The sequence below is a fragment of the Paenibacillus sp. PSB04 genome (genome assembly GCF_025809195.1).
GTDB classification, from domain to species: Bacteria; Bacillota; Bacilli; order Paenibacillales; family Paenibacillaceae; genus Paenibacillus_AQ; species Paenibacillus_AQ favisporus.
On sequence record NZ_CP081301.1, the window covers coordinates 1571484 to 1596190 of the forward strand.

Consider the following 24707-nt stretch of genomic DNA (forward strand, 5'->3'; position numbering starts at 1 on the left):
TTAAAAACTCATTCTTCTTCCTCCTCTAAAAGTTGCTTCAAGCGCAGCATATTTGTACTCCAGAACTGGGTATAATAAGCCACCCAATCTTGAATTTCTTGGAGCGGGGAAGCGTTCAGCCTGAATCGCGTTTCTCTGCCGACTTTCCGGTCAACGACCAGTCCGGCCTCTTTCAGGATGGTCAAATGCTTGGATACCGCTGTCCGGCCCATCTGGAAATGTGGCGTCAGTTCATGAAGCGGGAGCTCCTCCGCCTCGGATAATAGACGAATCAGTTGGCGTCTGGTTGGATCTGCAACGGCGTCAAATACATCCCGGTTCTCATTGTTCTCGCTCACAGCACTCTCTCCTAAGCCTTATTGTCGTCTCATGATGTGACACCTTTTGGTGACAACTAGATTGTATGACACCATTTGGTGTCATGTCAATGTTCTGCAATATGAAGTTGGAGCGTCACCGGGGTATCCCGTGCATAACCATCCGCTGGTTCCAATAACTTCTTGCGTCACTTTACGGTCCTTTTACAAACCGAATGTATACTAGAAATACAGCAGTATATCAACCATTTTACACAAAGAAAGGGTGCAGCTATGGGAATTCATACGTACTTTCAATCGCTGAACGACCTCGAACGGATCATTCGTTGTCCCGGCAAGTTCAAATTTGAGGAGCACAGCGTTTCCGCCCATTCCTGGAAGGTTGTCCAGTACGCCAAAACGCTGGCTGACATTGAGGAAACCAACGGAGTCACGGTGGACTGGAAGAAGCTGTACGAAATTACCAGCAGCCATGATTACGGCGAGATTTTTATCGGGGATATCAAAACGCCCGTGAAGCACCACTCCCTCGAACTGCGTGCAATGCTTCAGCAAGTGGAGGAAGGCATGGTCGCTCATTTCATTGATGAGCATATTCCGTCTGAGTTTCAGCCGATTTTTCGCAGGCAACTGCGTGAAGGCAAGGACGATTCCGTCGAAGGCAGAATCCTGGAAGTAGCCGATAAACTGGATCAAATCTACGAGGCCTTTACAGAACTGCAGCGCGGAAACACAGAAAAAGAGTTCGTCGTCATGTACAGAGATGCTCTCATCAAAATTAAAGGAATCCAGCTTCATTGCGTCGACTACTTTTTGCAGCATATTCTCCCCGATTTAGTCAGCGAAGGGTCCAGATCCCCGATCGATATCGAGAAAATTACGAAAGAAGCCTTAGCGACATAAGTCATGATTTGCATCATTGGTTGTATCCTCCTGCCTTTCAATCTTTTTGAACCTCAGTTCATCCTCTCAAGCTTTACAGCTTCAATAGATTTTTCCTCTCTTTTTAAAAAAATATTTCCCTACATATACGCTTCGAACCAAGATGAGGCCATGCCGCTCTATGGCCACCTTCGTCAGATCCCCGCTTTTTGCACCATTCCATCAGCTTCATATCCCATTTAAGTTCCATTTAAATATTCGGGTTTACTCTAGGGCTATCCCATTACAGCCACAAGGAGTAAATCATCCATGAACAATAAGAAAAAGAAGTCCAAGCGCATTCTGCTCATCAGTCTCACGCTGTCCATTGCCACAGTCGGCGGCATCCTGTACGGGCTGGCCGACCGGTATTTGATCCCGCATGTGGAGGAGGTTGTTGCCCAGCCCAGCACGGCAGCAGCCGTATCGTCGACCGCTTCCGGCAGGCAGTCGGCGGGTACAACGAAAACAGCTGCTGCGAATACATCGACGAATACAGAATCTGCGGCATCCACGGCCCCGGCGGTAAACGCAACCTCTGACGATTGGAACTACAAGAGCGATAACGTCGATATTTCGATCAAGCAAGTGGAGACCGGTACAGGTGCAGATAAAATGACGTATTACGTCGCCGATGTTCAGCTGAAGAGCGCGTCCAACCTCCGGACAGCCTTCGCGAATAATTCCTTCGGCCGTAACATTACCGAGCATACCTCGGAGATCGCCTCCGCCAACAATGCCATTCTTGCCATCAACGGGGACTATTACGGGTTCCGGAATGACGGCGTCGTCATCCGTAACGGCACCTTATACCGTGATGAGCCTGCGCGTGACGGGCTGGCGCTGTTCGGTGACGGCACGATGAAATCGTATAACGAGGAGGAGGTTTCCGCCGAGGATTTGCTTGCCCAAGGGGTAACGAATACCTTTTCGTTTGGACCGGTTCTGGTGAAAGACGGCACCGCGGTGCAGGACTTCGATAACGTCAAAATCGATACCAACTTCGGCAACCGCACGATCGACGAGGCCAATCCGCGGACGGGGATCGGCATCATTTCGCCGAATCACTACGTGTTTGTCGTGGTGGACGGGCGGCAGCAGAATTACAGCCGGGGCGTGACGCTGAACGAGTTTGCGAATCTGTTTGAGGACCTGGGAGCAACCGAGGCCTACAACCTCGACGGCGGCGGTTCATCGACCATGTACTTTATGGGCCGGGTCGTCAACAGTCCTGGGGGCAAAGGCCAGGAGCGCGGCGTCAGCGACATTATTTATGTTGGCGAATAACGGACCGACGAAGCTGAAGGAGGCTACCGACATGACAACCGTATTGATTCCGGCCTATGAGCCTGACGAGAGACTGCTGCAGCTGATTGCTGACCTAAAAGCGGCTTGCCGCTGCGGGATCGTCGTGGTCGATGACGGCAGCGGTGAGGCCTATGGGGAGCTGTTTCATTCGGCTCGCCAGGCCGGCTGCATCGTGCTGACCCACGACCACAACCTTGGCAAAGGGCGGGCCTTGAAGACCGGCTTCGCCTTCCTGAAGAAGGCGGGTGAGACGGGAGGGATCGTCTGCGCGGACAGCGACGGACAGCACCTTCCGGCCGATATCGTCCGGATTGCCGCGGCGGTCGACGAGCATCCGGACCATATCGTGCTCGGCTGCCGGCATTTTACCGGCAGGGTACCGCTGCGAAGCCGGTTCGGCAACCAAGCGACACGCTTAGTTTACACCCTGACGACCGGCCGCTTCGTCATGGATACGCAGACCGGCCTTCGTGGCTTCTCGTCAGCGATGCTGGACTGGCTGTGCAGCATTCCGGGCGACCGTTTTGAGTATGAAATGAACATGCTGCTGCAGGCACGCGGAGACGGCTACCCGATCCATGAGGTGCCCATTGATACCGTCTATTTGGAAAAGAACAAGTCGTCTCATTTCCGCCCGGTTGCGGACTCCATCCGGATTTATGCCCCTATCCTAAAGTTTTGCTCTTCATCCGTACTCTCGGCGGGACTGGACTTTCTGCTGCTCTTCGTGCTTCAGTTCGTTACCGGCAGCCTGCTGGCCGCCGTAGTCGGTTCGCGGTTGTGCAGCGCCATATTCAATTACGCCATGAACCGGCGATATGTATTTGTGAAAAAGGACGCCCCCCGGCTGATCGAATCGGCTCCGAAATATTTTGCGCTGGTCGCGCTTATTATGGGATTAAATTACGGGTTGTTGATATTGTTCCACGAAATGGTGGGGATTCCGCTTTTCATCGCCAAGCTGCTCACCGAGGGCTCCTTGTTCGTGTTCAGCTACTGGTGCCAGCGCAAATTCGTGTTCCGTTCCCGGTCGCAAGCCGGGGGCAGGCCGCCCAAAGCTTATGTTAAGAGATATAAGAAAGTGTGAGCCTCGCGAAATTCAGGTTCCTCATATCGCAAGAGGTAGTTCCGCTAAATACGGGCCACCGGATTTCTATAAAAAAAGAGCGATCCAATGCGGACCGCTCTTTTTCGTCTATTTATGCTTTTTCGAACAGGTTTAGCTTTTATTAAATTCCTCGTTTAAACGGCTCACGTAATGTTCCAGCACGTAGTCCCTCACAAATTTTTCCTTAGCCTCGCTGTCCTCTTTCCTTTGAAACAGCACGTTCCTTTTCGTTCGTTCCGGCGCAGGCTTGTTAAGCCAGAGCTCCAAGGCCTCGCTCTCCAGCTGACGCTTCACCCTTCGTTCCGTTAGGTGATCCGCCTGTTTCCGGCTCTGGGCCTGAACCGTTGGGGACAAGGACGCCGCCGCTTCGGTCTGCTTCATAAGGAGCTCGGTAAGACGTTCGACTTTTTCCTGCTCACGCTGCAGCAGTTCGAGCAGATGCTGATTAAATTGCTCCTGGTTGTTAAAGCGATCGATCATGGATTTCTCCAATTCGGACAAGGCTTCGGCAAGATTATCGCTCACGCGCTCATCCTTATGGACGCTGGTATCGCTCACGGTCGTGATCGTGGATGACTGGCCCAGCAGCACCTCCTCGACCTGCTCCCCGTTCAGCCCCTTGGAGTATTCGTCACGGATCCGGGCCAGCGCGGGAATAGACGCGGAAGATATCAGATAACTTTTATGCTGCTTTTTCGTATGCAAGTGATGTCCGTGCCGGTCCATGTATCGCCTGATTGTTGGCTGAGGGATTTCAAGCTGTCCCGCCAAATCGGAAACTTTCAGCCATTGCTCATCGCTCATGTGCGCTCACTCTCCCATCATCATACGCTCATAGCTGATATATTCTGGACGCGGGGGGCTTTTTCCTTCGAGCGTGGAGCAATTAGCTCACTCAATCGTTCATGGCTCGGGTGGCTGGACTTCAAGAGCCGGATTATTCTGTCCTCGGCATTCCCGGGGCGTTACTTCTTACGACTAGCAGCGTTTATAGATTAGAGGTTACGATATTTTCAAATCATAACAACCATTTCTTAAATTATATGGAAAATAGAACGTATATCATGATGTGCATCAACTAGCGAAAGTGAGAGGATGGTCATTAACAAGCTCACATTATTTTCGGCTTCGATTTTAATGTTCGGTTTTCTTGTGGGGTGCAGCAAAGATCAGATGATAAACAGTCCCTCAACAGGTACGGAAGCAACAACAGAATCTCGGGTAACAACGAATTCACAACTAGAGAATCATATGAATACGGCGAATCCGTCACTGGATGCGAAATCTTGGTCTTCGGAGAACAAAGAGGTAAAGCTGACGCCGGTTAAGGAAGGGCAATATTCGTATGAATCTGTAGCCGTTGATGTGAATGGTGTGGACAAGGCATTCGACTGGAGCTTTTCGACGATTGAGGACCCGCGGATTTACTATACGGATGTTACGGGCGACGGGAAGGAAGAAGCGGTGATCATCCTTAATAAGGGAAAAGGGACGGGACTGAATATTGATGAATTACATGTACTGAATGGGACGGATCTCTCCGAAATCCAAGTGCAAAGCTACCAGGAGATTGTCGCCGGCCAGATCGAAACGGGGGTTACCCGGAAAAATGATCAGACTTTGTCCATTAAGATAAAGTCACAGGGAAAAGAACATCAATTTGAATATCAGGTTGCCGGTATAAACTTTAAACAGGACAAGCTTAGTTTTGGCGGCGTCGTCTATTATTGGATGAAGAATCAACAAATCGTCACCACGTTAGGTGTGAGCGTTGGCATTTCTCCGCAATACGTAGGCGATTTTCAGATCACCTATAAATTCGATCAAGCAGAAAATAAATTGATTGCAGATCAAATCAGATTTGAACCTGTTCACAGATAAGATGATCTGGGGTTAAAAAAGGAGACACCGGTCAACTAACCGGTGTCTCCTTTCCATTTCAAAACATGACTCCCCAATGCTACAACTTCCAAATCCGATACAAAATGACCGCCGCCTCAGCCCGGGTAAGCGGACCTTGCGGCGTAATCTTACCGTTACTGCCGGTAACGATGCCGGCTTTCACGAGCGCAGCCGCACTATCCTTGGCGTAGCCGGCAATGCTTGCGGCGTCGGCGTATGCGCTCAGGCTTCCGCTGCCCTCAACTGTTTTTCCGGCCGCTGTTAACGCGCGTGCAGTGAGCACCATCATCTCCTGGCGGGTGATCGGGCTGTCTGGCTTGAAGGTACGGTCTGGTAAACCAACCGCAATGCCCAGCTCATTGGCAGTGTTCAACTCGCTACGATTATAAGCGATTGGATCGACATCGCTGAATGCGGTTTTCGGGATGCCTGTACCTTGGAGCTCCAGCGCCCGAACCAGAAGGGCTACGAAGTCGGCCCTTTTGATTATCGCTTCAGGAGAGAAGCGGCCCTCGGACATTCCATGGATGACTCCGCGGGCGGCCATGGCGTCAATGGCTGGCTTGGCCCAAGGGACGTTTTGCAGGTCTGCGAAGGCCGTGGACGCATAGGCGACCGCATAAGTACTGAAATGGTTGGTGTGGAAAACCACCGTTCTGGTGGCGGCATCATAGCGGCCGTTAGGAATAGGGGTCGCCTGGCCCTGGCCGTCGACATACCAAACTACAATCTGATCCGGATGGCTTAATTCCTCAGCAGTCGGCTTGTATGGAATTTCCACCGTCACAGGCGCTGCAGGATTACTCCATTCCAAGGTTCTGCCGCCTGCTGCAAGGCTCAGCTCGATCACCGGACGGCTGCCGATCCGTTCACGATCGGCTGCGGTTAGGTTCAAATGGTCCGTCGAGGCGGTTCCGATGCGAACGGATACTTGCCCGGATAGATCTGTCTGATTGGACAGCATGCCGCTTGGAATTCGAAGAACAGCGGAACCCGTCTTCAGCAGCAGCTCGAAGGATTCTTTTCCACTAAGGCTTTGAGCCGGGAGCTGGACTTCAACGGAACCGGTACCGGGTGGGTTTGCCGCCTCGATCACGATTAGCTTCTTCCCATTGGCGGGTACGGCCGCTTGCTCCAGCGCCTTTTTCAGGTTGTCGGCAGAAATGGTACTCACGGCACGTCCGTCTTGGATTTTCGCTTCCGGCTTGATTGTAACGGCACCATCGGTGCTTATGGTAATCCCGGTTTGCGGGCTGCCGCCGCCGTTGCTGTTATTGCCGCTGCTGTTGCTGCCATTACCGCTTCCGCTATTGCCGCCGTTTCCGTTACTTCCGCCGTTACCACCGTTGTTTCCGCCACCGCCCTCGTTGCCCGAGCCATTGTCGCCCGGATTGGCGGGTTTGCCGGTGAGGGTCAGTACGCCGAACACGGATGGATCCTGGTAGCCGTTGCCGGTCGTGTCGTTCCAGGCGGCGACGCTTTGGCGGGCGCCGTCTTTCGCGTCATTGACCTGGGCGTCGAAACCAAGCTTCAACTGATTGGCTGGCGTTACTGTTTTGAGCGGAATTTTCATTTCTACCGTGTAGTTTGTGCCGGCTGCTTTGGTCGCCGACTCGAAGCCATCTGCGATCTTGGGCGGATTAAAGGAAGTTTCGTTATCAAAGTTAATGCGGAACTGCCCGTCGTCATCCTGGTAGAACGTAGTTTTTGCGTTGTTCTCGTCCAGGAAAACTTCGACGGAGTCCTGCTCCCATGCGTTCGCGCTGGATTTGTCCAGCTGTGTGTCGCTGACCTGGATCAGCACGTACAGGTTGTGGTCGTCCCAGAGCGCTTTGGCTGTGCCCGTCGCGCCCTGCCACGCCATCTGATAGCGGTTGACCGGCATGGCGGCCGCTTGGTTCCAAACCGCGTCGACCGTCCCGTCAATCACCGGCGTGCCGTACGCCGCGATAGATTGGTTGGCATTGCCCGACTCGGGCGGATGCTCCGTAATAAATTTGTCCGGATCAATGACGCCGTAGTATGCCGGCTTGGCTTGAAGATTTTTATCAAACAACAGCGGATTTGATGAAGCTCTCCAGCTTGTACCGTCGTCCATTCCCCAGAAGGTGACCCGGCTGATGTCGGCGGCATGGTCCTTGAATATCTTCATCAATTGCGCGTACAAGTAGCCTTGGGCGTTGGCCAGCTTCTCGGGGAGCTCGTAGTTGCTGCCGGCTTGGATGTCCAGCTCGCTGATGCTGACCTCGACCCCTAAGGAGATGAACTTCTCAAGGGAAAGCTTCACATTTTCCGGATTCGTGTTCACATTGTAGTGCCCCTGCATGCCGACACCGTCGACCAGCTTCTTGCCGGGATGTGCTTCGGCATATCTGTCGTTCATGGCTTTGACCATGTTATAAATGGCCTGGGCCTTATTCTGGTTGTCCTCGTTATAATCGTTGTAATACAGCTTGATATCCCAATCCGGATGATCGTCCAGCACTTCCCTGGCCGCAAGGAACGCCTGCTCGACATAGTCTGGCCCGATCGCGTTATACCAAGGGGATTTGCGCAGCGACGCTTCCCAATCAGCCGGATTTGGCGGGTTGTCGTTCATCGCTTCGTTGACGACGTCCCAGGAAATTACCTTGTCGCCGAAATGCTCCATGACGGTTCGAATATGGGTCCGCAGGTTGACCAGTGCTTCCTCGCGGCTCAGAGGGACCGTGTTACCCTGCGCGTCCTGAGCCGTATTCATCCACGCCGGCGACTGCTGATGCCATACCAGCACATGCCCGTGCATCTGCATGCCTGCAGCCCGAACTTTATCGACCATTGCATCGGCTGCGGTGAACGTGAAGCTGCCCTTCGTCGGCTGCAGCGCATCCGGCTTCATGGCGTTTCCCGCCGTGGCGACGTTGTGATGCATGGTTAACAGCTCCAGCCGTACGCCTTCCAGATCCTCCGCCGAGATGGCGTTTCCGATCAGAAAATCGTTTTGGTACGCGTTCTTGAGAGGGACCAGATCCTTCTGGATTTCGACTGGCGTTGAGCCGGTTTTCTCGAAGCTGATATCGTCGATATAAAAGGAGGCTTCCGCGTTACTCGAACTTTCCACGTAAAGGGTCAAGTATTCGCCACCCACGCTGTTGTAACGGTACGTTCCTTCAAATTGGACCCAGCCGTCATCGGTGCTGATCGTTTTGGGGGCCAGGGTCACATAATTCGCGCTGCCACCGCTGCCGATCTGGGTGGATAGCTGAATCTGTGAGCTGGCGGGGCTGATTAGCTTGACCCAGGCGGATATTTTATACTCGGCGCCTTTATCCACGTATTTCTCCACACGCAGCGATGGTCCATGCCAGGTAGCGGTCCGTCCTTCCACTTTGAGGGCGTACGCACCGTCCGGTGTGTGGTTGGCTTCATCGGTGACGGTTAGCTTCTCCGTGCCGGATCGGCCTTCAAAGCCACCGGGGGTCTGATCCTCAAAAGTGATCGTGCTGAAAGGCAAGGCAGGATCTCTAGGCGGTTCTTCGTTTCCGCCCCCGCCGGAGCCAGCCTTTTCAGTGATGAGGATGTCGCCTAGGTAGAAGGGGACTGTGGCACCGGCCTCATTAGAGTTGATGCGAAGAGCCTTATCTTTGCTCGTATCCACGGTGAACTCTTTGGTCAAGGTGACCGCTTTGCCGGCCTCATAATCTGCTTCCGCATAATTCCCGTAACTGTCAACCGTTTGGAGCGCTGCTTTGGCATCGGCTGGCACGGCTGCACCGGAATCTACATATACGGCTGCCGTCACGGTGTACGTTTTGCCATTTTCGAGCCCCAGATCGGCAAATTTGAAATCAGCCGCGTCCCAGTTGTTGACTCGGTTGCTTACATAAAGAGCGCCTCCATCCTCATTCCCGTCAAAAACTTTGCCAGACACATGTGCGAGGTTGGCGCCTCCCGATTGAACGGCTTTGCCAGTCCCGTTCGCAAAGGTTTCATGGTATACCACCGTTACCGTACCGGCATCCGGCGACTCTGCATCCGCGCTTACATCCGAGGCCAGCCAGCCCGATGGCATGATCAGAGCCGCAGCGATTACGGCCGAAAAGGCTTGTTTCATCCATTTACTCATTCATTGCACTCCCCCTGCGTCAAATGTTATTTATTAAGCGCTTACATTTTTGCTCGGCGAATCCTCCTTTCCCGCCAAGATGATACCATTCGCCTGAAACGCGCGTCTTACAGCAAATGAAAGGAGATATCGTGCTTTTTTTATATAAATGAATCCGCTGCATCGGCTGGAATGAAAAACGGGCACCTTTCAAGGTGCCCTTACTTGCGCTTTTATCTATCCATGATTAACGATGCGTTTTTTGGGTTTTTGATCCCGAAGCGGGCGGAGGATGGCAATACTGCCCCCAAAAAGCATGATCGCAATGACCGGGTGCAGCGCGGATAACATACCGATTCGGGATGACAGCACTGCGGTCAGAAACATGCCTATTGTCATGCCGAGCAGCCCTAAACTTCTCCGGATCATTTTGCCGGGCAAACGGGCGGTCCAGGCTAACACAGCCATAATTAGAGGCAGCAATGAGAAATACCTGGCGAAATTTGCATGGATTAGCCAGTTATCCGGGCTCACGAAGAGGGCGAGTCCAGCGAAAAACACCTGGATTGCGACGGAGATGGTGAACAGCCATGCGAGTGTCATAAAACAGATACGGGCCATCCGCGTATAGGGTCTGTCTACCATCATGACTCACCGTCCGTCCGCGAATCCAGAACATTGGGGTCGGCGTGAATTAGAATGTGGGAAATTTCTGAGGGGTCCGTTTCATGGATCGCGTAGATATGCGGCGGTCTGGGCAGACGAAGTTGGGTATGATCGTGAAAAATACGCGTAATCAGCGTACCGAGCGCTTTTCCGCTGTCATGTTGGATGACGCTCCAAAATCGCCTTTCCCGGTTTTCCCATGGTCCCCAGTGCTCTTCCGATTGAGGAAAAGTCCCCGGCAGAACCGGCTGGGTGACCCATCCCGCTTCTGCGATTTCCGCAGCCAAGGGCTGAAACAGTTTAAGGCAGTAGAAGCCATAAGCGGAATCGCCGCCTTTTGCAAAAATTCGTTCCGTTTCTTCAAGATGCCTTTCCCATACCGGCTTCCATTGGTTATCGATATATTGCTGGGCATGGGCAGCTAGCACATGCAGGGTCGTCTCTCTTAATGTTTCGGATAGATGCTTCACTTTTCGTCCTCCATTCATTAGGGGATTATACGCGTTCAAAATCGGCTTTCCAGGCTTTAATGGACCGCTTGATGCGCTCAGGGGGCAGATTTTCTTTCACAGCCTTGTCGCATAAAGCCATCCATTCCTCATCCGGAGCGAATCGCAGCGCAAGAATTTGATTCATTGACAGACGGGGATCAAGCAGCCTGCCGGTGAGTGCGAAGCTGCGTAAGTTTTCCTCGGCCCGAATGGCGCGGTCCTGCACCTTGCAGGCGAACCTCCGGGCGAAGATCATCGTCATGACCGCCATCAGGGAGACCGACACGAACAGCAGCGAGGAAAACAAGGATATCCCGCGCAGCTCTGCGACAAATAAATGGATAATGGAAGCGACCAGCGTAATGATACCCAGGGGCACCAGGAAAAAATGGAACGCCGGAACCATCCTGACATGAGTTTTATAATTTTGTGATTTCATCGTAAACCTCCTTTCTCGGTATTTTGAGTGAGCGCACACTCACTTGAGGGGGGACGGAGTATCCAGGAATGGAACAGGCTAGCATATTCATCCTCACCGTCGATATGAGTGAGTACACACTCATTTTTGTCTAAATAAACCCATTCAACCGCCAGATTGGTTGGCTTGACAATGAGTGAGTGCACACTCATAATGGAAGCATAACCAGTAATTACTGCTATGTCAATAGAGTGAGGGATACCATTGGACTTAAAAAATAAAATTGCCGACGCCGCAGAACAGGTGTTATTAAGGAACGGGCTTGCCAAGACGACAACCAAGGAAATCGCCCGGACTGCCGGCTGTTCGGAAGGATCGCTGTATAACCACTTTTCCAGCAAAGAAGATTTATTTGTTCATGTGATCCGTGGACAATTAAAGCATTTGATGAGAACCTTATCGTCGCTGCAAACCATGGCAGGTAAAGACACTGTGCGAACCAATCTGGAGCAGGTTACTCTTGCCGCGCTGGAGGATTTTCATAGCTCCATGCCCCTGATCGGTTCCATTTTCTCTGAACCGGGTCTGCTGCTTCGTCAGCGGGAAGGTTTTGAGCTGCGGAATGAAGGTCCCCACAGGGCCAACGAGGCCGTGGAAGCTTATTTGAATCAAGAGAAGCAGCTGGGCAGAGTCGGGGAGGGCACGGATTCGAGAGCGATTGCCGATTTACTCCTGGGGAGCTGCTTCCAGCATGCGTTTCAAATTAACTTTTTGGGCAAAGAGGAGCCGCCCGAAGAACGGGCACAATTTGCGGCCCGCGTTTTGGATACCTTATCTGCCCTATTATAAATGAACGAACCCAGCTTCCCAAGCTGGGTTTTGTTATCTGTGAACTGCATGCCCAAACGGCAGGTCTCTCTTTTGGATTAGAGATCAGAAAGTATAAACTTCTATGCTAAACATCCTGAATCTCGCAATAAAATTTCCTCTAAACGCGGTCTGTCTTCATGGAATGTACGTCGATAGATATTTTTAATATAATCATAGCTATTAGAACGACTGGACATCTTTTCCAGATGATTCAGAACAGGGGGTGTTGGCATGCAGGATCAAATGCTCGAACGCTTGAAGGGCGGCCTCTACGGTGTGGCCGTGGGTGACGCGCTTGGCGGAACGACGGAGTTTATGAGTGTCCGGGAAGTAAAAGCCCAATATGGCTATTTGACGGAGATCATCGGCGGCGGGGTATGGCAGCTCGAACCGGGGGAAGTAACCGACGATACGATGATGACGCTCTGCGTGGCGGAAGGGATTCTGGAAAATCCCGCGGAGCCGCTGGAGGCGATCGGGCGTCATTTTCTCGAATGGTATCAATCGCGGCCCAAGGACATCGGGAACATCATCCGGCATGTGTTTGAAAAATATGAGGGGGATTGGCTCGAATCTGCTTTTATTGCTCATGCAGACATGGGTCAAAGCGGCGGGAACGGCTCATTGATGCGATGCCTCCCGGTTGCGCTGGCTTACAACGACCCGGCTGAGGTTGAGCGGGTAACGATCATGCAATCACGAATGACGCATTACGATCCAAGGTGCGCGGAAGCTTGCGTTATTTATAATCGCATTGCCGATCGTCTATTGCGGGGAGAGGACCTAAGCGAAGCCATCTTGGCTGAGATCAAAGGCAGTGAGTATGAAGGAATGATCGAAGACGAACCAGACTGTCCTCCCAGCGGGTTCGTGGTCCATACATTCCGTTGGGTGCTGCATATTCTGCTTCACGCGACCGACTTCAGCGATGCGGTGCAGCGGGCCGCTAACCTGGGCGGCGATTCCGATACGATTGGAGCGATCGCCGGCGGGTTGGCGGGCATCTATTACGGCTATGAGGGGATCCCGGCGAAGTACACGGATACCATTCTGATCAAGGATCGGCTAGACCGGGTGGTCTCGCAGCTGTATGCGTTGAGGAATTCATCGTCATCGTAAAAAGAAGCCGCAGCAATAAAAGGATAAAAGGGCACCGCTCAGGTGCCACCCTACATCTATCCACTTTAACGGTTACAGCACATTCCGAAAAAACGTACGGATGTCCTTGATCATCAGTTCCGGCGCGTCGATCGCGGCAAAATGCGTACCCCGCTCGAACTCGCTCCAATGCACGATGCGGTTGCCCTGCTCGGCAAAGCGGCGGATCGCCACATCGGATAATTGGAATACCGCGACACCTACAGGAGTTGGCGACAAGTCTTTCGGAGCCCAGGCACCCGGGTCGTGTGCGCCTTCGTAATACATGCGCGTAGAGGAGTTTGCCGTTCCCGTCAGCCAGTACAGCATAAGGTTGGTAAGGAACGTATCGCGGTCCACAGCATCGATCGTATCGCCAAAACCGTTAAACAATTCGCAGGTCCAGGCCAGAAGTCCGGCCGGAGAGTCGTGAAGCCCGTAAGCGAGCGTCTGCGGTCTGGTGGACTGGATTATGTTAAACCCGAATCTTTCCTTCATAAAATGCCCCAATCGGCCGACCCGCACCTTCTCAGCATCGGTCAGCGATGCAAATACATCGTCTTCGATAGCCCCGAACGGCACAAAGCCCATGGTCGCTGCGTTGACATGCACCCCGATGACGCGGCCGGCGGCGATGCGGCCGATTTCCGGTGCGATCATGGCGCCCATATCCCCGCCCTGCACGCCGTACTGCTCATAGCCGAGGAGCGTCATGAGCGCATCCAGTGCTTGGGCTGCCCGGGATGGGCTCCAGCCCGCTTCGGTTGTCGGGCCTGACAGGCCAAAGCCCGGCAGCGAGGGGATGACCAGGTGAAAGGCATCTGCGGCATCGCCGCCATACGATGTCGGATCGGTCAGCGGACCGACCAGCTCCAGGAATTCCACAGGGGAGCTGGGCCATCCGTGAATGAGCATGAGCGGCACCGCACCCGGCTCGGAGGAACGAATATGGAAGAAGTGGATGTTCGCACCGTCAATCGTCGTCGTGAACTGAGGATAGCTGTTGAGGCGCTGTTCCTGCTTGGTCCAATCAAAGGAATGCTCCCAGTAAGCCGCCATGTCCTTCACAAAAGAGAGCGGCGCTCCGTAATTCCAGCCTGCCTCCGGAAGCTCATCCGGCCAGCGGGTCATGCTCAAGCGCTGCTTGAGGTCCTGGAGCTCTGCCGGCGTCGTTTCCAAGCGGAAGGGGCGGATCGTACCCGGATTGGTTGGGCTACTAGCGAACATTTTCATTTTTAACATCCTCCTTGGGGGTTCTTATGTCTTTATTGTAGGCGCCCCACCTTGACAACAGTATGTCAGCGAGAAATGCAGTGGATATAAAAAGTGATCTTTTTTGTGAATCGCCATTTCTTTGACAAAGGAGAGGGGTAGCTTGAAAGTAGAACGGCTGCTTGGCATTACGATGATCCTGCTGAGCCGGCGCAGGGTGAACGCCCAGACCCTTGCCGATAAGTACGAGGTATCGCTGCGCACGATCTACCGCGATCTCGAGACGATTAACGCTGCGGGGATTCCGATTGTGTCCTATGCAGGAACGGACGGCGGATATGAAATTATGGAGAAGTACCGGATTGAGCGGCAGATTGTCACCCTGGAAGACCTGAAATCGATCCTCGTCGCCTTAAAAGGCGTACAGGCTTCCCTGGATGACCGGGAAATGGACGATCTGCTGACCAAAATCAAGGCGCTTGTCGCCAAATCCGAGCAGGACCAAATGGAGGATGAGGGTGAAACGCTCGTGTTTGACACCAACCTGTGGCATGGAGGAGGAATCAAGGACAAGTCAGTCCTCGTTTCGCTAAGGCAGGCGTCAAAGCACCGGTCGGTTGTGTCCTTCCTATACACCAATTCGGAAGGGACGGCCGAGCAGCGCGAAGTCGAGCCCATTGGCCTGGCTTGGAAGGGGTACGCCTGGTATTTATACGCCTACTGCCGAACCCGTCAGGATTATCGGACGTTTCGGGTTTCCCGATTGAGCGGCTTAAAGGTTCATCTGGAACAATTTCCGTCCCGCGGCGTGCGCATGGACGAACTGGATGCAAGGTGGGGGAACCAGGAGACCGGCCCTGCCGTTTCTCTCCTGCTGCGTTTTAAGCCGCGGCTGAGCGTACGGGTGGAGGAGGTTTTTGGCGCTGAGAACGTCGAGATGGAAGCGGACGGATCGCTGCTGGTCCGGGCGAGTTACCCGGATAATCATTGGATGTACGGCATGCTGCTGAGCTACGGGCCGGATTTGCGGGTGCTTGAGCCAGCTTATGTAGCCGAGAGGATCCGGCAGATGGCGGTGCAAACGGCGGGGAATTACAAGGATTAATGCAGAAATTTACATACGATTATCCGAAGGTCAAACAAGGTCAAAATAATAATTTTTACGATAAATCCACCATAAAACGAGTCAAATCAGGCTATAATCGCGTGTAATCAGCTGTCATCGTTTTTGTCTTTTCACACCCACAGGCATATAATAAAGTCGTAAGGTCAAACAAGGTCAAATCGAAAGGGGAAATGAAGCATGTTTGACTTGATTCCTTTTGGAAAACGCAGAGAAGATGCCTTTGGACCATTGGTGAAATCCTTTAACGACGTGTTCAGCGACGATTGGTTTACATCTTTCAAAGGATCGTTGACGTCCTTTAAGACCGATATCCGAGAAACGGAGCAATCGTATCTGGTGGAGGCGGAGCTGCCCGGTTTTCAAAAAGAAGATATCGAGATCAGCTACGCTGAGCCTTACCTGACGATCAAAGCCGTTCGCAAGGAAGACCATCGCGTGGACAACCAAGACGAACAAGTCATCCGCAGAGAACGCCGCTATGGGGAATACACGCGCAGCTTCTACGTTCCCGATATTCATGCAGACGGAATCAACGCGTCCCTGAAAGACGGCGTACTGAACATGGAAATTCCAAAACAACCTAACCAACGCACCAAACGTATTCAAATTCGCGAAGACATCTAATCATACAGTAAACAGATATGAAGCATCCCGTAGCATCCCGGACGGGGTGCTTTTTGTTATGATCATAATTTTGAGATTTTTTTCACAAACCCCTTGCAAAGGTGAAAGGGAAGGTGTATGATTAAGCCATAAAGAGGTTGTGATATAAATCACAAACAGTCAAGGCAGCTAAATCATCGGAAATATTTTTTTGAAGTATATTGTGCATTATTTCACAAATGAGCAGTGTCCTCCATTCCGCTGCTTATCCATTAAGTTATCCATTCCGTTTCACATTATCCATTTCATTCCCTATAAGGAGGAATTACCATGAAAGTCGCAGTCATTGGATGTACCCATGCCGGAACCGCCGCTGTGAAAAGCATTGCCGTGCAGCACCCGGAAGCCCAAATTACGGTGTACGAACGCAACGATAACATTTCGTTCCTGTCGTGCGGCATCGCCCTTCACGTCGGAGGTGTCGTTAAGGACGCTGGCGGATTGTTCTACAGCAATCCGGAAGAACTGGCAGGGCTCGGCACTGTGACCCGGATGCGGCACGAAGTGCTGGCCGTCGACACCAACGCCAAGACGCTGAATGTCCGCAACCTGGTGACCGGCGAAGAATTTACGGACAGCTATGATAAGCTGGTGGTCACCACAGGCTCGTGGCCGGTTATTCCGAAAATGGAAGGAATCGATCTGGACAATGTCCAGCTGTGCAAAAACTACGCTCACGCGCAGGAAATCATTGCCCGCGCTGCGGATGCAGAGCGCATCACCGTCATCGGCGCCGGGTATATCGGCATCGAGCTGGTCGAAGCGTTCCGCGAGCTTGGCAAGCAGGTCACCCTGATCGATAACATGGATCGTGTCATGGCCAAGTACCTTGACCGCGATCTGACCGACTTGGCCGAGCAGACGCTAAAGGACCGCGGCGTGCAGCTGGCGCTGGGCCGGACGGTGGAAGGCTTCCGCGGCAGCGAAGGCAAAGTGCGCGAGGTCGTCACCACAGACGGCACGTTTGAAGCCGATATGGTTGTGCTGTGCATCGGCTTCCGTCCCGGCACGGATCTGCTGAAGGGTCAAGTCGACATGCTGCCGAACGGCGCCATTATCGTCGACGACTATATGCGTACCAGCAACCCCGATGTACTGGCCGCTGGCGACAGCTGTGCCGTACGCTACAATCCGACGGGAACGGCGATGTACATTCCGCTGGCTACCAATGCGGTGCGGATGGGTACGCTGGCCGGTATGAATTTAGTGCAGCCGACCGTGCGCTACCAGGGTACCCAGGGAACGTCGGCCATCCGGCTGTTTGACTGGAACATCGCTTCGACGGGCATGACCGAGGCCGCCGCACTTGCTGCAGGCTTGAATGTGAAAACTGTAACGATCCATGAAAACAACCGTCCGGAGTTCATGCCGACCTACGATGATGTCATGCTGAAGCTGGTCTTCGAAGCGGACGGCGGCCGGATCGTCGGGGCCCAGGTAATGTCGAAGGCGGATATGACCCAAGCGGCCAATACGCTGTCGGTATGCATCCAGAACCGGATGACGGTGCAGGAGCTGGCTTTTGTGGACTTCTTCTTCCAGCCGCATTACAACAAGCCGTGGAATGTGCTGAATACGGCCGGACTGGCCGCCATGGAGGAAATGAAGAAGGAGCAGACGGCTCCGGAAGCTGCGGTCCAAACGAAATTAGCCGTGTAATGTAATCACGAGTCATTTAATGAATCATTCGAACCACGAGGAATTCCATTCCGGCGGGAAGCGGGATTGCCAGCCTGCTTTTTGCCAACACCATAATCATGCTTGATTCCGGCCCGAAGGGGCCGGGATTTTTTTGCTTTTTCGCTGACGGGGTGGGATGTACTTCATTTCTTTTTAAAAAAACTTAAGGGATCTATTGACAAATCACCTCCGTCCGCATATTATCTTAATTAATCAAGATATTATATAAATCAAGATAATTAGTTGGTCCAGTTAATGTCAGCGAACCGTTTCTTGAATAGCAAAGAAATCCGCGTAATCAGGCGGCCATTCAATAAAAGGAGATGAAGGATGATGAACATGAATACAAATCAGGCGCAAGACCGGAAGGAAATTGAGCAGCTGTTTGAAAAGCTGAAATGGGCTTGGGGAAAAGGGGATGGCGAGGCTTACGGGGCATGCTTTACCGACCAGGCCGACTACGTTACTTTTCAAGGCGAGCATCTGAAAGGAAGAAAGGCGATTGCCGATGTGCATCAGGAGCTGTGGAACGGCGTATTGAGAGGGTCTACGCTGGACGGGGAGATTGCGAAAATCGATTTTATTACGCCGGAGCTGGCGATCTTTCACGGACTGGGCGCCGTCAAAATGAGATGGCAGAAGCAGGCGCCAAAGAAACGTGACTCCATTAACACCAATGTGGTTGTAAAGCAAAACGGCGAATGGCGCATCGCCGCGTTTCAGAACAGCCGGATTTCCGGACCGGGTCTGATGCAAAAAATATTCACGAAGATGAGCTCGCGGCGGGCTGTTCAGCAGCAGCTTCGTTGAGACAGTTACAGGAGGATGGCCTGATCGGCGCATCAGCCTGGGAACGATTGAAGCATAGAAATGACCCCTTTCGTCCTGCCCGGCTGCCGTTGCAGCAAACCTAAACAAACGAAAGGGGGATCTATTGTAATGATCACCTTAATACCCAAACCCGGCGCTTCCTAATTAAAGCCACGAGGGAGTATCGGTTGAAGATCGCATCAGGCTTTCTTTTTTCGCGACCAGACAATAACCGGAATTAGAAGCAGGGACAGGAATCCTCCGGCTAAAGAAAGTGCGGAGTAGCTGGATTGGGCCACAACCATGCCGGATAACGCTCCTCCCGAAGCCCCGGCTAAGGCAATGAGCACATCCACCGTGCCTTGGGTCTTCGCCCGAGTATGGGGAGGCGTCGCGTCGACAATGGCTGCCGTTCCGCTAATCAGGCCAAAGTTCCAGCCCAGCCCAAGGAGGGCAAGCGCAAGAACAAGAAATACCATCGATTCTCCGGGCGCGAGCCCAGCCAACAAGCCTGCCGCAAGCAAGGTGATTCCGGAAGCATAGGACATCAGAGTGTGTCCGTACTTATCGACTAGAACGCCGGTAATCAACGAAGGCAGAAACATCGCAGCGACATGGATGCCGATGACGAGGCCGACCTCGCCCAGCCCGTGTCCGTGATGCTTCATGTGGACCGGTGTCATGGTCATAATGGCTACCATCACGATTTGGGTCAGCACCATCACCGTCGCACCGATCATGATTCCCGTTTTATTAATGGCTGCGTCCTTTATACCGGTGTTCTGCGTGCCATTCAGGCTTTCATCTGCCCGTTGTGCCTCCGCCATGGCTTTGGCCACGATCAGCGGGTCTGGCCGAAGGAAGATGAGGAGGACGACGCCGGCTATAATAAATGCTGCAGCAGCCAGCATGAATGGACCCGAAAGCGCTGGGAAGCCTATGGAAGTGGCAAACCGTCCCGTGATATTGACCAGATTCGGTCCGGCCACTGCACCGAATGTGGTGAAGACCATAGCGGCGCTGATCGCTTTAGCCCGCTGCGTTGGCAAGGCTAAATCCGTTCCGGCATATCGAGCCTGTAAGTTTGTGGCCGTACCGGCGCCGTACACCAGCAGAGAAATAAAGAGAAGTGCCAGATTGCTTATGAGGGCTGCCAGAACGACGCCTAGCGCACCAAGCCCACCCGCCAGGAAGCCCGCTGCCAGTCCCGTCCGGCGCCCTAACCGCTGGGACAGACGGCCGACGATCAGGGCTGACGCTGCTGATCCTAACGTGATTAAGGCGGAAGGGACCCCGGCATAGCTGTCGGATCCAAGCATGTCTTGGGCAAGCAGCGCTCCTACCGTAACCCCTGCAGCAAAACCGGCCCCGCCGAAAATTTGCGAAATGATGACGATCAACATCGTCCTTTTATGGAGCTGCCGCTGCCTCTCAGGCGATTCAACGTACTGCCTTAGAGGTGCAGGGAGGGGATTCACCCTTTCTACAACCGTGGTCTCTGACATCTATTGTTCCTCCCTATATTAGACGAACCGATTCGTAAAAGATTTGCTGTTCCCCTCACTGCAGACGGTCCTGGAATAAAGAAATGACGGTCTCCACTTCTTCTTTGGTGGTGTACCGGCCCAAGCTGAACCGGATCGCTCCCAGCCCTTCGTAATCGCTAAGGCCCATCGCCCCCAGCACCGGTGAAAGGGTTGTGCTTCCGGAGTGGCAGGCGGATCCGGTGGAAGCGGCGATTTCCGGAAAACGACCCAAAATCTCCTGCCCGCTCAGCCCAAGGAAGCTTACGTTGAGCGTGTTGGGCAGATGGTTGCCGGGATCGCCATTAAACCGGACCTGGTCTCCAAAGGCTTCCTTGAGCCCTTCCTTCAATGCCTCCCGGAGGTTTCGGATTTTACGGGAACCGACCTTCTGCGCTGCCAGTGCTGCGGCTTTGCCCAATCCGACGATATATGGCACATTTTCGGTTCCTGCCCTCCGGCCGGATTCATGGCCTGCCCCATGCACAAACGGGGCGAGTGTCGTGCCTTCACGCACATACAGTGCGCCGATACCCTTGGGCGCGTACAGCTTATGACCGGCGATAGATAACAAATCGACGCCCAAGGCATCGACGTTCACCGGGATCTTACCAAAAGACTGTGCAGCATCCGTATGCATCAGGATACCGTAGCGTTTGGCGATACTGGCCACCTCTTCAATGGGCTGAATCGTTCCGACCTCGCTGTTGGCATGCATGACCGAAATGAGGATGGTATCCTCGCGGATGGCACGCTCGATATCTGCTGGTGACACCCGGCCCCAGTGATCAACGGGAACGTAGGTCACTTCAGCGCCCAGCGTTTCGAGGAAGGCACAGGGATTGAGAATCGCCGGATGCTCAATGGTTGTAGTGATGATATGTCTGCGGGGCTGGTTGGAGGCAAAGTAAACCCCTTTTAAAGCGTGATTGTTGGCCTCGGTTCCTCCGCTGGTAAAAATCACCTCACTGGATTTTGCCCCGATCGCTGCGGCGATCCGGCTTCTGACGTGCTCGATCGTTTCTTTGAGTGAAGCTGCCGCCCAATGCGACGAAGAAGGATTGCCATAGTGCTGCTCAAAAAACGGCAGCATTTCCTGGAGCACTTCCGGATCTAACGGGGTGCTGGCGTTATAGTCCAGATAAATGCGTTTCGTTACCTCTGTGCTTGAAATTCCCGCCATTCGTAAACTCCTTCCTCCACCCGGAATGCTGTAAAGCCCTCACGCTGCAATTTCTCAACCGCCTCGGCCGCTGCAACGCAGTAAGGTCCGCGGCAATATGCAGCAATTGGAGTTTCCTTGGGCAGACTTTGCAGATATTGATGAAGCTTCTCCATCGGAACAGAGATCGCCCCGGGAATGTGTCCTGCCTCAAATTCATCGGCCGGGCGTACATCCAGTAAAATCATGCTGCCTTCGTCCATTTTGCGCAATACTTCATTTAAGGACAGAGTTTGTACATCCTCGCACTGACTCAGAAAGTCGTTTTTCACCCGGGTGATGTCGGCCAGCTGCGTTTCGCTCATTCGCCATAGAGCATTCAAAAAGCCCTCAATATGGGGACCAGCCAAGCAGTAGATGACATACGTCCCCCGCTTGCTATTCTTCACCAGGTTGGCATCCAGTAAAATTTGGAGATGCCGCGATACGTTGGCTACGCTCATTTCTGTGGCCTCGGCCAGTTTTTCAACAGACTTAGGTCCTTGGGATAACAAATGCATGAGTTCGAGCCGTTTATCGCTGGACAAGCATTTCCCGATTCGGGCAAACTGCCGGTACAAGTCGTCTTTGAAAGCACGAACGGGAAAATCGTGGTCCATATCTATTCCCACCTTGCTATAATATTCAATGAATTGATTGAATTATAGTCGCGGTTATCTTTGACCGTCAAGATCATAATGAGCCCATGCTTGACTATTATTTTTACGAAAGTTCTAATGATGGTTAGGCAAACTTGTCTTGAATGGGTAATGAATGATAGCTAACTTGCTTCCTTTATCTGCGGACTGTGTTAGTCTTAGTAGTAAATTTCTTGGTTAATGGTTAGATTGAACTAAAGTAAATGGTTGAAAATGTATTTTTAGGAATGATTGGTTTTTTGGTAAAATAGGATACCAGGTGGGAGAATACCTGCTGCCAAAAAAAGAAAAAGTATGAAGGGGACAACATTCGGCGTTGACCGAGAAGGGGAGGACACATGAAATCATCTTTTAAAGCATCATTATTTTCATTAGCGCTGCTGCTCCTCGTGGTGACAGGATGGTCCGGTTGGACGGGTAGCGCCGCAGCTGCGCCGGATTCCGGCAAAACCTATGTCATCGGTACCGACATTACGTTTGCTCCGTTTGAATTTCAGGACGTCAGCGGCAAGTTTGTAGGGATCGACATGGATCTGATGGAGGCCATCGCCAAGGATCAGAATTTTAAGTATGAGATCAAGCCGCTGGGCTTTAACGCAGCCGTCCAGGCGCTGGAGTCGAACCAGGTGGACGGCGTCATCGCAGGGATGAGCATTACCGACGAACGGAAGCAGAAATTCGATTTTTCCGAGTCCTATTTCGAATCCGGTGTGGTGATGGCCATTAGCAAGAGCAATGATACGATCAAGAGCTATGAGGATTTAAAGGGGAAAAAGGTAGCCGTAAAGACAGGTACAGAAGGCTACAGCTTCGCCGAATCCATCGCCTCGAAATACGGATTTACCATCGTCCCGTTTGATGATTCCTCGCAAATGTACGACGATGTCAAAACTGGAAACTCCGTGGCCTGCTTTGACGATTATCCCGTGCTGGCTTATGGCGTGAACCAGAACAACGGACTCAAGATCGTAACCGAGAAGGAAGCAGGCGGCTCCTACGGCTTTGCGGTCAGCAAAGGCAAGAACCAAGAGCTGATGCAAAAGTTCAATACCGGCCTGACCAATCTCAAAGCCAGCGGGGAGTATGACCAGATTCTCGAGAAATATCTGGGTGAAAATGCGTCCGGACCGGCAAATCAAAGCCGCTGGGGACTGATTAAGGATTCGCTGCCGCCGCTGCTAACCGGTCTGGGCAAGACGCTGCTGTACACAATCGTATCGCTGTTCTTCGCCTTTATCCTGGGGTTGATCTTCGGCTTTATGAAGGTGAGTCGCAATAAGTTCCTTCGCGGTTTGGCAACGGTATTCGTCGATGTCTTCCGCGGCATTCCGCTGATCGTCCTAGCTTTCTTTATTTACTTTGGTATTCCGCAGGCCTTCGGCTTTACGATGCCGCTGTTCCTGGCGGCCATTCTGACGCTGACCCTGAATGCCGGCGCTTATGTAACGGAAATCATCCGGGGCGGTATTCAGTCAATCGACCGCGGCCAAATGGAAGCGGCCCGTTCGCTCGGTCTGCCGTACCGCAAGGCGATGATGAAGATCATCATCCCGCAGGCAATCCGCGTCATGATTCCGGCGTTCATCAACCAGCTGGTCATTACGCTGAAAGATACGTCGATTCTGTCGGCGATCGGTTTGGTCGAGCTGACGCAGTCCGGCAAAATTATTATCGCAAGAACGTTCTCGTCATTTGATATTTGGCTGGCTGTAGCCATCATGTATTTAATTGTGATCACGATCTTAACGAAACTTTCAGGCTTCTTGGAAGGGAGATTGCGCCGTGGGTAAAATCAGGGTTGAAGGATTAAAGAAAAGCTTCGGCGCCAATCAGGTGCTGAAGGGAATCGATATGCAGGTCAAGGAAGGCGAGGTCGTGTGCGTGATCGGTCCTTCCGGATCGGGGAAAAGTACGTTTCTGCGCTGCATCAATCGGCTTGAGGACATCACTGCAGGCCGTGTCATCGTTGATGACCAGGATCTGAACGATTCAAAGACGGACATCAACAAAGCGCGTGAAAATATTGGCATGGTGTTCCAGCATTTTAACCTATTTCCGCATTTCAGCGTCCTCAAGAACATCATGTTCGCTCCGATGGAGCTGGGCAAAATGAACGCGAAGCAGGCGCGCGAAACGGCGATGCGCCTCCTGGAGCAGGTCGGACTCGCTGACAAGGCGGACGCGTTTCCGAGCCAGCTGTCAGGCGGGCAGAAGCAGCGGGTGGCGATCGCCCGCGCGCTCGCGATGAATCCCGATGTCATGCTGTTCGACGAGCCGACGTCGGCGCTCGACCCCGAGATGGTCGGCGAGGTGCTCGGCGTCATGAAGGATCTGGCCCGCGAAGGCATGACGATGATGATCGTCACGCACGAGATGGGCTTCGCCCGCGAGGTGGCGGACCGGGTCATCTTCATGGACGGCGGCTACATCGTGGAGGAAGGACCGCCGGAGGAAGTGTTCGGCCGGCCGAAAAACGAGCGTACGATCAGCTTCCTGGAGAAGGTACTGTAAGCACGCTATAAGCTTGAGTGAAGCCGCGTACGTGATGAACCGTTATTCGGTGATCACAGCGGTTTGAATGAAAGCCCGGACGGGCAGCGTTAGCTGCTTG

22 protein-coding genes are annotated in these 24707 nt (G+C 52.8%); 12 read left to right on the plus strand and 10 right to left on the minus strand.

Annotated features, from left to right (window positions below):
• Positions 1 to 8: 8 nt before the first annotated feature.
• Entirely contained in the window at positions 9 to 338 is a 330-nt protein-coding gene (locus K2F33_RS07620; RefSeq protein ID WP_076173128.1) for an ArsR/SmtB family transcription factor, read from the minus strand.
• 252 nt (positions 339 to 590) lie between these two features.
• Between K2F33_RS07620 and K2F33_RS07625 the strand changes: the two genes are divergently transcribed.
• The 3 genes from K2F33_RS07625 (at position 591) to K2F33_RS07635 (ending at position 3633) form a co-directional block, all read left to right on the plus strand.
• Complete coding sequence (locus K2F33_RS07625; protein WP_076173127.1) at positions 591 to 1220, plus strand: HD domain-containing protein; 630 nt, start codon at positions 591 to 593, stop codon at positions 1218 to 1220.
• A gap of 288 nt (positions 1221 to 1508) precedes the next feature.
• On the plus strand, positions 1509 to 2525 hold the full coding sequence (locus K2F33_RS07630; RefSeq protein WP_076173126.1) for a phosphodiester glycosidase family protein: 1017 nt from the start codon (positions 1509 to 1511) through the stop codon (positions 2523 to 2525).
• Between the two features lie 31 nt (positions 2526 to 2556).
• A complete protein-coding gene (locus K2F33_RS07635) occupies positions 2557 to 3633 on the plus strand; it encodes a bifunctional glycosyltransferase family 2/GtrA family protein (protein ID WP_076173224.1) in 1077 nt (358 codons plus the stop codon).
• A 132-nt stretch (positions 3634 to 3765) separates the two neighbouring features.
• Here K2F33_RS07635 and K2F33_RS07640 read toward each other — a convergent pair whose 3' ends face one another.
• A complete protein-coding gene (locus K2F33_RS07640; RefSeq protein WP_076173125.1) occupies positions 3766 to 4458 on the minus strand; it encodes a hypothetical protein in 693 nt (230 codons plus the stop codon).
• A 291-nt stretch (positions 4459 to 4749) separates the two neighbouring features.
• Between K2F33_RS07640 and K2F33_RS07645 the strand changes: the two genes are divergently transcribed.
• Positions 4750 to 5535, plus strand: a complete 786-nt coding sequence (locus tag K2F33_RS07645) for a hypothetical protein (RefSeq protein WP_076173124.1) — start codon at positions 4750 to 4752, stop codon at positions 5533 to 5535.
• Positions 5536 to 5614: 79 nt separating this feature from the next.
• Here K2F33_RS07645 and K2F33_RS07650 read toward each other — a convergent pair whose 3' ends face one another.
• The 4 genes from K2F33_RS07650 to K2F33_RS07665 all read right to left on the minus strand — a co-directional run bounded on the left by K2F33_RS07650 (position 5615) and on the right by K2F33_RS07665 (position 11236).
• Positions 5615 to 9661, minus strand: a complete 4047-nt coding sequence (locus K2F33_RS07650) for a glycoside hydrolase family 10 protein (protein ID WP_263881341.1) — start codon at positions 9659 to 9661, stop codon at positions 5615 to 5617.
• A gap of 216 nt (positions 9662 to 9877) precedes the next feature.
• Positions 9878 to 10288 carry a DUF6220 domain-containing protein gene (locus tag K2F33_RS07655; protein ID WP_263881342.1) on the minus strand — a complete coding sequence of 137 codons (411 nt, stop codon included), beginning with the start codon at positions 10286 to 10288 and terminating at the stop codon, positions 9878 to 9880.
• A complete protein-coding gene (locus K2F33_RS07660) occupies positions 10285 to 10776 on the minus strand; it encodes a DUF6022 family protein (protein ID WP_263881343.1) in 492 nt (163 codons plus the stop codon). Before K2F33_RS07660 ends, K2F33_RS07655 begins: the two co-directional genes overlap by 4 nt.
• Before the next feature lie 25 nt (positions 10777 to 10801).
• On the minus strand, positions 10802 to 11236 hold the full coding sequence (locus K2F33_RS07665; protein ID WP_116233065.1) for a DUF6526 family protein: 435 nt from the start codon (positions 11234 to 11236) through the stop codon (positions 10802 to 10804).
• Between the two features lie 243 nt (positions 11237 to 11479).
• Here K2F33_RS07665 and K2F33_RS07670 point away from each other — a divergent pair, with 243 nt between their 5' ends.
• A complete protein-coding gene (locus tag K2F33_RS07670; RefSeq protein ID WP_089549366.1) occupies positions 11480 to 12064 on the plus strand; it encodes a TetR/AcrR family transcriptional regulator in 585 nt (194 codons plus the stop codon).
• A 252-nt stretch (positions 12065 to 12316) separates the two neighbouring features.
• Positions 12317 to 13204, plus strand: a complete 888-nt coding sequence (locus tag K2F33_RS07675; RefSeq protein WP_089549365.1) for an ADP-ribosylglycohydrolase family protein — start codon at positions 12317 to 12319, stop codon at positions 13202 to 13204.
• 72 nt (positions 13205 to 13276) lie between these two features.
• Here the strand turns inward: K2F33_RS07675 and K2F33_RS07680 are convergent, their stop codons facing one another.
• On the minus strand, positions 13277 to 14455 hold the full coding sequence (locus K2F33_RS07680; protein ID WP_263881344.1) for an epoxide hydrolase family protein: 1179 nt from the start codon (positions 14453 to 14455) through the stop codon (positions 13277 to 13279).
• Positions 14456 to 14597: 142 nt separating this feature from the next.
• Here K2F33_RS07680 and K2F33_RS07685 point away from each other — a divergent pair, with 142 nt between their 5' ends.
• The 4 genes from K2F33_RS07685 to K2F33_RS07700 all read left to right on the plus strand — a co-directional run bounded on the left by K2F33_RS07685 (position 14598) and on the right by K2F33_RS07700 (position 18713).
• A complete protein-coding gene (locus K2F33_RS07685; protein WP_263881345.1) occupies positions 14598 to 15539 on the plus strand; it encodes a helix-turn-helix transcriptional regulator in 942 nt (313 codons plus the stop codon).
• A gap of 198 nt (positions 15540 to 15737) precedes the next feature.
• Positions 15738 to 16184, plus strand: coding sequence for an Hsp20/alpha crystallin family protein (locus K2F33_RS07690; protein WP_263881346.1), 447 nt, complete (start codon positions 15738 to 15740; stop codon positions 16182 to 16184).
• Positions 16185 to 16493: 309 nt separating this feature from the next.
• Positions 16494 to 17882, plus strand: coding sequence for an FAD-dependent oxidoreductase (locus tag K2F33_RS07695; protein WP_263881347.1), 1389 nt, complete (start codon positions 16494 to 16496; stop codon positions 17880 to 17882).
• A gap of 360 nt (positions 17883 to 18242) precedes the next feature.
• Positions 18243 to 18713 carry an SgcJ/EcaC family oxidoreductase gene (locus K2F33_RS07700; protein ID WP_076173223.1) on the plus strand — a complete coding sequence of 157 codons (471 nt, stop codon included), beginning with the start codon at positions 18243 to 18245 and terminating at the stop codon, positions 18711 to 18713.
• Positions 18714 to 18913: 200 nt separating this feature from the next.
• Here K2F33_RS07700 and K2F33_RS07705 read toward each other — a convergent pair whose 3' ends face one another.
• The 3 genes from K2F33_RS07705 to K2F33_RS07715 are packed head-to-tail and all read right to left on the minus strand — an operon-like array spanning position 18914 to position 22057.
• The gene (locus K2F33_RS07705; protein ID WP_263881348.1) at positions 18914 to 20218 is read right to left on the minus strand and encodes an MFS transporter; all 1305 of its coding nucleotides are present in this window, start codon (positions 20216 to 20218) and stop codon (positions 18914 to 18916) included.
• A gap of 55 nt (positions 20219 to 20273) precedes the next feature.
• Positions 20274 to 21419 carry a cysteine desulfurase family protein gene (locus tag K2F33_RS07710; protein ID WP_263881349.1) on the minus strand — a complete coding sequence of 382 codons (1146 nt, stop codon included), beginning with the start codon at positions 21417 to 21419 and terminating at the stop codon, positions 20274 to 20276.
• Positions 21392 to 22057 carry an ArsR/SmtB family transcription factor gene (locus tag K2F33_RS07715; RefSeq protein ID WP_263881350.1) on the minus strand — a complete coding sequence of 222 codons (666 nt, stop codon included), beginning with the start codon at positions 22055 to 22057 and terminating at the stop codon, positions 21392 to 21394. Before K2F33_RS07715 ends, K2F33_RS07710 begins: the two co-directional genes overlap by 28 nt.
• 377 nt (positions 22058 to 22434) lie before the next feature.
• Between K2F33_RS07715 and K2F33_RS07720 the strand changes: the two genes are divergently transcribed.
• Together K2F33_RS07720 and K2F33_RS07725 are read left to right on the plus strand one after the other, a co-directional pair.
• Positions 22435 to 23886, plus strand: a complete 1452-nt coding sequence (locus K2F33_RS07720) for an amino acid ABC transporter substrate-binding protein/permease (RefSeq protein WP_263881351.1) — start codon at positions 22435 to 22437, stop codon at positions 23884 to 23886.
• Entirely contained in the window at positions 23879 to 24607 is a 729-nt protein-coding gene (locus K2F33_RS07725) for an amino acid ABC transporter ATP-binding protein (RefSeq protein ID WP_263881352.1), read from the plus strand. Before K2F33_RS07720 ends, K2F33_RS07725 begins: the two co-directional genes overlap by 8 nt.
• The last annotated feature ends 100 nt before the right edge of the window (positions 24608 to 24707 follow it).